Source organism: Brevundimonas sp. CURTG3B2_SDJG (assembly GCF_057364705.1).
In genome coordinates this window covers 1-10,744 of sequence record NZ_JBNFOJ010000084.1, presented here as the reverse complement: position 1 = coordinate 10,744, position 10,744 = coordinate 1, and the positions used below count along the sequence as shown (strand labels likewise).

Here is a 10,744-nt window from a genome sequence, read left to right as displayed (position 1 = left end):
CCGCCCGGCCCGCGCCGACGCTCGACCCCAAGGCCGGCTGGTCCAGCATCCGACCATGGCCTCAGCCCACGCCGCCCCGCGCGACGTCACCGTCTGGCTGCCGCCCGGCTATGACCAGCGCCCCGACGCCCGCTGGCCGGTGCTGTACATGCACGACGGCCAGAACCTGTTCGACGGGGCCCGCGCGGCCTATGGCTCCGAATGGGGCGTAGATGAGCACGTCGCTCGCCTCCAAGCCTCCGGGCAAATCCGCGCGCCCATCGTCGTCGGGATTCACAACACCCCGCTCCGCCTGCGCGAATACGTCCCCGCCGATCTGATCCGCGCCCTGCCCGACGACATGCGCGCCGACGTCCAGGCCATCTACGGCGGCGAACCCCTATCGGACGGTTACCTGCGCTTTCTCGTCCGGGAGCTCAAACCTTTCATCGACCAGACCTACCGCACCCGTCCCGGTCGCGAGGACACCGCGATCATGGGCAGCAGCATGGGCGGGCTGATCTCGCTCTACGCCCTGCTGCGATACCCGCTCGTCTTCGGAAGCGTGGGCTGCGTCTCGACCCATTGGCCGCTGAAGATCGAGGGCCTGGACGACCCGGTCGTCCTCGCCCCCTGGCGCGAGCGGCTGGTCGCCGCATGGACCGGGGTCGTCCGTGCCGGCCTGCCTCCGGTCGGCGGCCATCGTCTCTATTTCGATCGCGGCGACGAAACCCTCGACCAGTTCTACGCCGAGTTCCAGACGCGCATCGACCAGACCGTCCGCGCCGCCGGCTGGAGCCCCGACCGCTTCCGCTCGCTGGTCTTCCCCGGCGCCGAGCACAACGAGAAGAGCTGGAACGCCCGGCTCGACGTCCCCCTGACCTTCCTGCTTCCTCCCGCCTGACGAGTTTTCCCATGCGCATCCTGACCCGCCTGATGATCGGCGCCGCCCTGGCCGCCCTCGCCGCGCCCGCCATCGCGCAAGACGACGCCCCCGGCGCGCCCGGCGACACCCCCACCTGGGTCAACGCCGCCAAGACGGGGGCCGGCGCGTCGTACGAGGCCTATGTCGACGGCCACTACCAGGACGGCGGTCGCACGGGCGACGTCAGCCGGGTCTGGTTCTCCATCGCAGACGGCGTCCTGACCGAGACCATGTACGGCCTGATCCACGAGGCCCAGATCAAGCAGATGCGCTTCGCCGTCGTCACCGACACCGGCCTCTCGGTCGAGGGAACCGACACCGACAGCCGCACCGAATACCTGCATGTCGACGCCCAGGGCCGGCCGCTGTCGCCCGCCTATCGGGTGGTCACCACCGACCGGCAGGGCCGCTACGAGATCGAGAAGCGGATCTACACCGACCCGGACCACCAGAGCCTGGTCGTGCGCGTCTCGATCAAGGCCCTGCGCGGCGAGATCACGCCCTACGTCTTGCTCGAGCCCCACATGGCCAACACCGGCGTCGGCGACCAGGGTGAGGCGTGGCCCACCGCCATGATCGTGGATGGAGAAGCCTCCGGCTTCCTGCCGTCAAAGCTTCACGCCTGGGAGGGCGACGTGCACCTGGTGCTCCGCCCAAGCCGGCCCTTCCTCGCGACCAGCGTGGGCTTCGTCGGCCGATCAGACGGCCTGACCGATCTCGCCGACGGCCGGCTCGACCAGTCTTACCGCTCAACAGGCGGCGAGGGCGGCAACATCATGCTGACGGGCGCGATAGGCCAGATTGCCGAGGGCGAGACCGCTGAGCGGAGCTTCGTCATCGGCTTCGGGTCGACCGAGGCGGACGCCGAAGCCGCCATCGACGCCACCACCCAGACCGGCCTGGACGAGGTCCTGGCCCGCTTCAACGGCGAGGGCGACCGCCTCGGCTGGGAGGACTACCTCGCCGCCCTGACCGACCTGCCCCGCCTGGCCGAACAGTCCACCGACGGCGGCAAGCTGGCCTACGCCTCGGCCCTGATGCTGAAGGTGCAGGAGGATCGCACCCACGCCGGCGCACTGATCGCCTCGCTCAGCAACCCCTGGGGGGACACCGTCGACGCGACCAACAGTTCGACCGGCTACAAGGCCGTCTGGCCGCGCGACTTCTATCAGGTGGCCATGGCCCTGCTGGCGCTCGGCGACACCGAGACCCCGCTGGCCGCCTTCCGCTACCTGCCCCAGGTGCAGGTAGACGCCGAAACGCCGGGCAACACCGGCGCCACCGGCTGGTTCCTGCAAAAGACCCATGTCGACGGCGAGATCGAATGGGTCGGGGTCCAGCTGGACCAGACCGCCATGCCGATCATGCTGGGCTGGAAGCTGTGGAAGGCCGGCCTGGTCTCCGACGCCGAGATGCGGACCATGTACGGCCGGATGATCAAACCGGCCGCCGACTTCCTGGTGGACGGCGGCCGGATCGGCCTGCTGTGGAACGACCGCCAGGTCGCCCCGCCGTGGACCCAGCAGGAACGCTGGGAGGAGCAGGAGGGCCACTCCCCATCCACCACCGCCGCGGTGATCACCGGCCTGACCGTCGCGGCCGAGATCGCCCGCGCCTCGGGCGACGAGGCCTCGGCCGCCCGCTATCAGGCCGCCGCCGACGACTACGAGTCCAAGATCGAGGCGCGGATGTTCACGACCAACGGAGAATGGGGAAACCATCGCTACTTCGTGCGCATCACCCGCAACGACGATCCCAACGACAAGGCCCCGATCGGCGAGAACAACGGCCAGCCGGCTCAGCCCGAGGACCGCATCGTCGACGGCGGCTTCCTGGAACTGGTCCGCTACGGCGTGCGCGCGGCCAACGCGCCGTCGATCACCGACACCCTGCCAGAGTACGACGACCAGACCCGCGAGGATCGGTTCCGCGTCCGCTACGACGTGAACGGCGTCCCCGGCTACAGGCGCTACGGGAACGACGGCTATGGCGAGCAGACCGAAACGGCGGAAACTACGGCGTCGGCGGCCAGATGCACCCCGGCCAGCGCGGCCGGATCTGGCCCTTTTTCACAGGCGAGCGCGGCCACTACGAATTGGCCGCCCTGCTTCAGGACGGATCCGGCGACGAAGGCTGGTGGGCGACCAATCTCGGCGGCCTCCGCCAGACTTACGTCCGCGGCATGGAGAGCTTCGCCAACGGCGGCCTGCTGTTGCCGGAACAAGCCTGGGACGGTGTGGGGAACCCGACCCCGCACCGGTACCGACCCGGCCAAGGCACCAACTCCGCCACGCCCCTGGCCTGGACCCACGCCGAATACGTCAAGCTGCTGCGCTCGCTGGCCGACCGCGCCATCTGGGACCGGTATGCGCCGGTCGAGGAGCGGTACGCTCGCTGACGCTGGCGCCGGCGCGAGAGCGGGGCTAACGAGGACGCATGACCTCGGGCCCCGTCCTCGTCACCGGCTCGGCCGGCTTCATCGGCTTCCACACCGCCCGGCGGCTGCTGGCGCGCGGCGAGACGGTGATCGGCGTCGACAATCTGAACAGCTACTACGATCCGGCGCTGAAGCAGGCCCGGCTCGAGCGGCTGCGGACATTTCCGAACTACGTCCACCATAAGCTGGACCTCGCCGATCGTCCCGGCATGGCGGCTCTGTTCGCCGAGCACCGGCCGCGCCGCATCGTCCATCTCGGGGCCCAGGCCGGCATCCGTTACAGCGTCGAGAATCCGGAGACCTATGTCGATTCCAATGTCGTCGGGTTTCTGACCGTCCTCGAGGGCGCGCGAGCGGTGAAGGCCGAGCATCTGGTCTTCGCTTCCACCAGTTCAGTGTTCGGCGCCAGCGCCGCGCTGCCGTTCTCCGTCCAGCAGGGTGTAGCCCATCCGCTGAATGTCTACGCCGCCACCAAGATCGCCAACGAGGCCATGGCCCACAGCTACGCCTACGTCTTCGGCATCCCGACCACCGGCCTGCGCTTCTTCACGGTCTATGGGCCCTGGGGCCGCCCGGACATGGCCCTGTTCAAATTCACGCGGGCCATCCTCGATGGCCAACCGATCGACGTCTATGGCGAGGGCGCGATGGAGCGCGACTTCACCTACATCGACGACATCGTCGATGGCGTGGTGGCCGCGCTGGACGACGTGCCGGCCCGCGATCCGCGTTGGCGCTCCGACGCCCCGGGGCAGGCCACCAGCGGCGTCGCCCCCTGGCGGATCTTGAATCTCGGAGCGGGACGCCGCGAGAAGCTGTCCCGCTACATCGAGGTCCTGGAACAGGCCCTCGACCGCAAGGCCGTGCTCAACATCCTGCCGACGCAGGAAGGGGAGATGACGCGCACCGAGGCGGACGTGACAGAGACCCGCGACGCCCTAGGCTATTCGCCGTCGACCCCCATCGACGTCGGGGTGAAGCGCTTCGTCGACTGGTATCGCGACTTCTATCAAGTCTGACGCATCCGCGAAGGGCGAGATCAAACTTGCCCTTACGACAGGCGATGGCTGGATAATCCGCAACGTCACCGGATGTTATTGCACCGCACACGAAATGAATTGCCTGTTGCGGCGCAATAGGTTCCTATCCTTGTCCGCGGGTCGAACGCGGGTTCGGGCCGAGATCGTTGCGACCTCCCTGCCGGACGCCCTTCATGACCCGACCGCTTCTCGCCTGCCTCGCGACCCTTTCCTCCGTCGCTCTGGCGTCACCGGCGCTGGCCGCCCCCGCCGCCCCGCTTCTGGCCCACCAGGCGCCGCTGCTGCTGAACGAGGCCTCCGCCGCCTGGATCCTGACCTCGACGGCCCTGGTCCTGCTGATGACCTTGCCCGGCCTGGCGCTCTTCTACGGCGGCATGGTGCGCAAGAAAAACGTCATCGCCACCATCGCCCATTCCACCGCCGCCCTGGCCATCGTCACCGTCCTGTGGTTCGCGATCGGCTACAGCCTGTCCTTCGGTTCCAGCGGCCCGGCGACCAACGGGATCATCGGCGGGCTGCAAGCGGCCTTCCTGAACGGCGTCACCCCATCGACGGCCCACAGCCTGGCCCCCGGCCTGCCGGAGTTCCTGTGGATCGCCTATCAGCTGACCTTCGCCATCATCACCCCGGCCCTGATCGCCGGCGCCTTCGCGGAGCGGATCAAATTCTCGGCCTCCATCCTGTTCTTCGCCCTGTGGCACCTAATCGTCTACGCCCCGATCTGCCATCAGGTCTGGGGCGGCGGCTGGATGGGCTCGCTGGGCGTGCTGGATTTCGCCGGCGGCGCGGTGGTGCACGTCAACGCGGGCGTCGCCGGCCTGGTCGCCGCTCTGGTGCTCGGGCCCCGCCACGGTTTCGGCCGGGACAATATGGCGCCGCACAACCTTGCCTTCACCGCCATCGGCACCGGCCTTCTGTTCGTCGGCTGGCTGGGCTTCAACGCGGGGTCGGCCTGGGCGGCGGACGGGATCGCCGCGGTCGCCGCCTTCAACACCATCCTGGCCGCCGCCGCCGCCGCGATCGGCTGGACGGCGATCGAGTGGATCGACCACAAGCGGCCGACGCTTCTCGGACTGCTGTCCGGCGTCGTCGCGGGCCTGGTCGGGATCACGCCCGCAGCCGGCCTGGTCGATCCCAAGGGCGCCTTCCTGATCGGCCTGCTGTGCGGCCCGGCCTGCTACGCCGGAGCGGTCTGGCTGAAGCGCGCCCTGAAGTACGACGACAGCCTGGACGCCTTCGGGGTGCACGGCGTCGGCGGCATCGTCGGCGCGATCCTGACCGGCGTCTTCGCCACCGCCGCCATCAACCCGGCGGGCGAGAACGCCAATGTGCTGAACCAGATCATCGGCCTGCTGGCCGTCATGGCCTGGTCGGCCGTCGGCACCTTCGTCATCCTGATGATCTGCAAGTTCACCGTCGGCCTGCGCGTCACCCGCGAAAACGAGATCGAGGGCCTGGACTACACCCAGCATGGGGAGACCATTCACCAGTAGCGCGGCGCAATCCTTCCTTGAGGGAGGAACCGCAACGCACCCGCCTTCGCCGCGTTGACTCCGCCATGCCAGCCCGCGGCGAACTCGATACCTACAAGAAGAAGCGGAACTTCTCCGCCACGCCCGAGCCGGCGGGCAAGAAGGGCAAGGCCCGCCGGTCCGGGCTGCGCTACCTGATCCAGCGCCATGCGGCCACGCGCCTGCACTACGATTTCCGCATCGAGCTGGACGGCGTGCTCAAGTCGTGGGCGGTCACCAAGGCCCCCTCGCGCGATCCCTCGGTCAAGCGCCTGGCCGTCGAGGTCGAGGATCACCCGCTCGACTACGGAGGCTTCGAGGGGACCATTCCCGCCGGCAACTACGGCGCCGGCACGGTCCAGATGTGGGATCGCGGAGAGTGGGAGCCCCAGGAGGAGGATCTCGAGGCGGCCTTCCGCAAGGGCAGCGTGAAGATGATCCTTCACGGCGAACGGCTGGAGGGGAAGTGGGCGCTGATCCGCCTTCGCTCCGACCGCGGCAAGCCGTCCAAGCGCAACAACTGGCTGCTGATCAAGGAGAAGGACGAGTTCGCCGTCCCGGGCGAGGGCGACGCCAACATGGAGATCGACGCCTCGGTCACGACCGGCCGCAGCCTGACCGAGATCGCCGAGGGCCGGAAACAGTGGACCTCGTCCAAGCCCGTCGCGCGCAAGGCCCCGCCCAAGCCCCAGGCCCGGCCGGCCGTCACGGCGCACGCCAAGAAGCCGCACGCCTTCGTTCCGCTTCAGTTCTGCAAGGTCGCGGACTATCCGCCGCAAGGGGAGGGCTGGGCGCACGAGATCAAGTTCGACGGCTACCGCCTTCAGGTCGCTTCCGGCGGCGGCCGCGCCACGATCCGCACCCGCAGGGGCCTGGACTGGTCGAGCAAATTTCCGGAACTGGCCCATGACGCCGCCGCGTGGCCCGACGCGGTGGTCGACGGCGAGCTCTGCGCCCTGGCCGAGAACCATATGCCCGACTTCTCGGCGCTTCAGGCGGCCATCTCGGAGGAGGAGACGGGCGGGCTGGTCTACTTCGCCTTCGACCTGCTGTTCGAGGGGCCCGAGGATCTGCGCGATCTGCCGCTCTCGCACCGCAAGGCCCGGCTTCTCGCCTACATCGACCGCATCCCCAAGGGCGCTCGCTCGCGCATCCGCTACGTCGACCATTTCGCCACCACGGGGCAGGCGGTGTTGGAAAGCGCCTGCCGCATGGAGCTGGAAGGCGTAATCTCCAAGAAGCTGGACGCCCGCTACGTAGACGGCCGGTCTTCCACCTGGCTGAAGTCCAAATGCCGGGGTCGGGACGAGGTCGTCATCGGTGGCTGGACCTCCGAGGGCGACCGTTTCCGCTCGCTCATCGTCGGCGTCAGGGAAAAGGACGGCCTGCGCCACCTCGGCCGCGTCGGCACGGGCTACAACCAGCCGCTCCTGAAGACCCTGCTGCCCGCCCTGAAGGCCGCCGAGACCGACGACAACCCCTTCGTCGGCAAGGGTGCGCCGCGCAAGTCGCGCGCGGGCGGCCTGACCATCCATTGGACCCGTCCGATCCTGGTCGCCGAGATCGAGCACGGCGGCTACACCGACACCGGCTCGCTGCGCCAGGCGGCCTTCAAGGGCCTGCGTGAGGACAAGGCCGCCGCCGAGGTCGTCGAAGAACCACAGCCTCCCGCCGACCTCTCCAAAGAGAAGGGAAAAGTCTCGCGCCCCGCTCAGCTGACCATTCCGGGCGAGACGGCCGGCGGTCGCTCTGCCAAGGGCCGGCTGACCGTCGCCGGCGTCTCCATCTCGAACCCGGACAAGATCCTGTGGCCTGCCGAAGGCGGCCGCCCCGCCCTCACCAAGGCCGATCTGGTCCGCTACTACGAGATGGCCGCCGGCCGTATCCTGCCCCACGTCGCCGACCGGCCGGTCTCGATCATCCGTGCGCCCGAGGGGATCGGCGGCGAGCGGTTCTTCCAGCGCCACGCCATACCCGGCTCCAACCCGCGCCTGAAGCTGATCGACGTGAAGGAGCGCAAGCCCTACGTCGGCGTCGTCGATGTCGGCGGCCTGGTCGCCATCGGCCAGTCGGGCGGCCTGGAGCTCCATCCGTGGGGCTGCAAGCCTGGCGATCCGGAAACGCCGGAGCAGATCACCTTCGACCTGGATCCCGACGAGGGCCTGGATTTCGACGACGTCATCCGCGCCTCCAAGGTGGTGAAGGCCAGACTGGAGGATCTGGGGCTGAATCCCTTCGTGAAGACCACCGGCGGCAAGGGGCTGCACGTCGTCGTCCCCATCCGCGCCGACGCGCGCGCCCGCATCGACTGGGACCAGTGCAAGGCCTTCGCCAAGGCGGTGTGCGAGGACGTGCGCCGCGACGATCCCGACCGCTTCACCACCACGATCGCCAAGAAGGCCCGCGGCGGTAAGATCTTCCTCGACTATCTGCGCAATGGTCGCATGGCGACGGCCGTCGCGCCGTGGTCGCCCCGCGCCCGCCCGGGCGCGGGCTTGGCCTTTCCCCTGTCCTGGGGACAGGTGAAGACCGGCCTGGATCCTCGCGCCTACACCCTGCACGACGCCGCGGCCCTGCTGAAGAAGCCCGACCCATGGAAGGATTTCCGCGCCGCCGAGGCAAATCTGCGTCCGATCTTGAAAACCTTCGGGGTCTGAACGCCCATCCCGGATGACGGAGGGAAGGGGATTCCCCCATCACCCTCCAAACCGCTACAACCCGGGCCATGACCTCCGCCCCCCTGCCCGATGCCGGATCGAACTGGGTGGACCGCCATGCGCCGGAGGCCCTCAAGCCCTGGCTGAAGCTGGGCCGCTTCGATCGGCCGATCGGCATCTGGCTGCTGCTTCTACCCGGCTGGCAGGGGATCGCCCTGGCGCTGGCGGCGTACCGCGAGACGCCCGATCTCCATGATCTGTGGCTGGTCGTCGGTTTCGGCATAGGCGCGTGCCTGATGCGCGCCGCCGGCTGCGCCTTAAACGATATCGTCGACCGCGACATCGACGTGAAGGTGGCCCGTACCGCCGCCCGTCCGGTCGCCTCGGGGCGGATCAGCGTGAAGAAGGCGCTCGCCTTCACGATCGGCTGCAGCCTGATCAGCCTGCTGATCCTGCTGACCCTGAACTGGACCGCCATCTTGCTGGGCGTCGGCTCATTGGTCCTTGTGGCCGCCTATCCCTTCATGAAGCGCATCACCTGGTGGCCCCAGGCCTGGCTGGGCCTGACCTTCAACTGGGGCGCGCTGATGGGGTTCGCGGCGGCCACGGCTGCGACGCTGACGCTGTGGGAGGGCGGGGCTTACGCCGAGGGCTCCGCAGACCTGCTGCAACTGAACGCCGGCCAGCTCACCCTCGCCGCCATCCTCCTCTACCTCGGCGGCGTGTTCTGGACCCTCGGCTACGACACGATCTACGCGCTCCAGGACATCGAGGACGACGCCATGGTCGGGGTGAAATCCTCGGCGCGCCGCTTGGGCCCGAACGTCCGCCTCGGCGTCGGGATCTTCTACCTGCTGGCCGTTGTCCTCGCCGCCGGCGCGGGCCTGGCCGCCGGGCTGGGTCCGCTGTTCTACGCCGGCCTGACCGCCTATGGACTGCATCTGGCCTGGCAGACCCGCCGGATCGCGCCCGACGACGGCGCGTGGGCGTTGCGCCTGTTCAAATCCAATCGCGAGGCGGGTTTCATCCTGCTTCTGGCCATCATTCTCGGTTCGGTGCAGCTTTCGCTGTGAAGGAGATCCGCATGTCCCCGTTCTCGTCATCCTTGGGCTTGACCCGAGGACTGCTGCTCCTCGCCGCCGTCGGCGCGACCCTCTCCGCCTGCAACCGCGATCAGGAGAAGGCGGCGGCCCCCACGGCGCCCGGCCAGGCGGCGGCCGTCATTCCGGCGGAAGCGGCCGCGCCGATGGCGTTCGAAACCAAGACTCCCTACGCCAACGTCCGCCTGACGCTGCCTGAGGCGCTCAAGGGCCAGGGGGACCTGCACGCCGCCCTCTACGCCGAGGAGGTCCGCAAACTGCGGCAGTTCGTCGAAGGCGCCCAGGGTGACCGGACCGAGGCCGGCGGCGACGCCGACCAGCCGCCGTACGAGAAGACCATCACCGTCACGGCCGCCGGCGAAACCGCCAAGCTGCTCAGCCTGAAGCGCGTGGACTTCGACTATTCGGGCGGCGCCCACCCGAACACCCTCACCAGCGGCATCCTTTGGGACAAGGCGCTGAAACGACGGATCGGCTTCGCGGACCTGTTCCGCAAGGGCGCCGACCTGAGCGTCCTGGACCAGGCCCTGTGCTCGGCCATCAACGCCGCCAAGCGCGCGCGGGTCCCCGACAGCGCCGCGGTGACCCTGGGCGGCAAGGACTGGTCCTGCCCCCGCGCCGCGGCGACGGAGTTCGTTCTGACGCCGGGCGACCAATCGGGCAGGGCCGCGGGCCTCACCTTCCTGATCGGCCCCTATCAGGTCGGCCCCTATGCGGAAGGTCCCTATGAGATCGCCTTGCCCGCGACGACCTTCCGCTCGCTGCTGGCCGTGGCCTACGCCGACGAGTTCGGCGGCCGGCTTGCCAAGGCGGGCGACGTCACGCCGGTCGCTCGCTGATCCCGTTCAGTCGGCGAGGAACTGGTCCATCATCTCGGCGAAGCGCGCCGGCTGGTCCGCCATGATGAAGTGACGGCTCCCGTCCACCCGGATCAGCTTGACGTTCGGCAAGCTCGCATACTCGCGGGTCCAGACCGCGTCGGCCATGGCGGCCGGCGCCCCGCCCTCCGCGTCCGACGCGTAGGGGGCCCAGACCGGCGTGGTCATGGCGGCCAGGCCGGCCGCGCGTCCGTCAGCATCACCTCGCGGATCGCGG

At 69.0% G+C, this 10,744-nt stretch carries 7 protein-coding genes and 1 pseudogene; 7 read left to right on the top strand and 1 reads right to left on the bottom strand.

Annotated elements, in window-relative coordinates:
• From AC2W7C_RS07600 to AC2W7C_RS07570, 7 genes and pseudogenes are all read left to right on the top strand, one after another.
• Positions 1–883: alpha/beta hydrolase (locus AC2W7C_RS07600; protein ID WP_486000899.1), on the top strand; the 883-nt coding region annotated here is incomplete at its 5' end.
• A gap of 11 nt (positions 884–894) precedes the next feature.
• Positions 895–3,302 (top strand): annotated as a pseudogene (locus tag AC2W7C_RS07595) (glucan 1,4-alpha-glucosidase).
• A gap of 38 nt (positions 3,303–3,340) precedes the next feature.
• Positions 3,341–4,360, top strand: a complete 1,020-nt coding sequence (locus AC2W7C_RS07590) for an NAD-dependent epimerase/dehydratase family protein (RefSeq protein ID WP_486000898.1) — start codon at positions 3,341–3,343, stop codon at positions 4,358–4,360.
• Positions 4,361–4,554: 194 nt separating this feature from the next.
• Entirely contained in the window at positions 4,555–5,874 is a 1,320-nt protein-coding gene (locus AC2W7C_RS07585; protein ID WP_486000897.1) for an ammonium transporter, read from the top strand.
• A 65-nt stretch (positions 5,875–5,939) separates the two neighbouring features.
• Positions 5,940–8,549, top strand: a complete 2,610-nt coding sequence (gene ligD, locus AC2W7C_RS07580; RefSeq protein ID WP_486000896.1) for a DNA ligase D — start codon at positions 5,940–5,942, stop codon at positions 8,547–8,549.
• Positions 8,550–8,617: 68 nt separating this feature from the next.
• Positions 8,618–9,622 (top strand): UbiA family prenyltransferase, encoded by a 1,005-nt coding sequence (locus AC2W7C_RS07575; protein WP_486000895.1) that lies wholly within the window; start codon positions 8,618–8,620, stop codon positions 9,620–9,622.
• Between the two features lie 11 nt (positions 9,623–9,633).
• Positions 9,634–10,488 (top strand): DUF3298 and DUF4163 domain-containing protein, encoded by an 855-nt coding sequence (locus tag AC2W7C_RS07570; protein WP_486000894.1) that lies wholly within the window; start codon positions 9,634–9,636, stop codon positions 10,486–10,488.
• A 6-nt stretch (positions 10,489–10,494) separates the two neighbouring features.
• Here AC2W7C_RS07570 and AC2W7C_RS07565 read toward each other — a convergent pair.
• A partial coding sequence (locus AC2W7C_RS07565) for an alpha/beta fold hydrolase (protein ID WP_486000893.1) occupies positions 10,495–10,744 on the bottom strand: 250 nt, incomplete at its 5' end.

What these genes read in the sequence shown, in the direction of transcription:
- AC2W7C_RS07590 (WP_486000898.1), top strand. Translation starts at nt 3,341, where the DNA reads ATGACCTCGGGCCCCGTCCTCGTCACCGGCTCGGCCGGCTTCATCGGC.
- AC2W7C_RS07585 (WP_486000897.1), top strand. Translation starts at nt 4,555, where the DNA reads ATGACCCGACCGCTTCTCGCCTGCCTCGCGACCCTTTCCTCCGTCGCT.
- ligD (WP_486000896.1), top strand. Translation starts at nt 5,940, where the DNA reads ATGCCAGCCCGCGGCGAACTCGATACCTACAAGAAGAAGCGGAACTTC.
- AC2W7C_RS07575 (WP_486000895.1), top strand. Translation starts at nt 8,618, where the DNA reads ATGACCTCCGCCCCCCTGCCCGATGCCGGATCGAACTGGGTGGACCGC.
- AC2W7C_RS07570 (WP_486000894.1), top strand. Translation starts at nt 9,634, where the DNA reads ATGTCCCCGTTCTCGTCATCCTTGGGCTTGACCCGAGGACTGCTGCTC.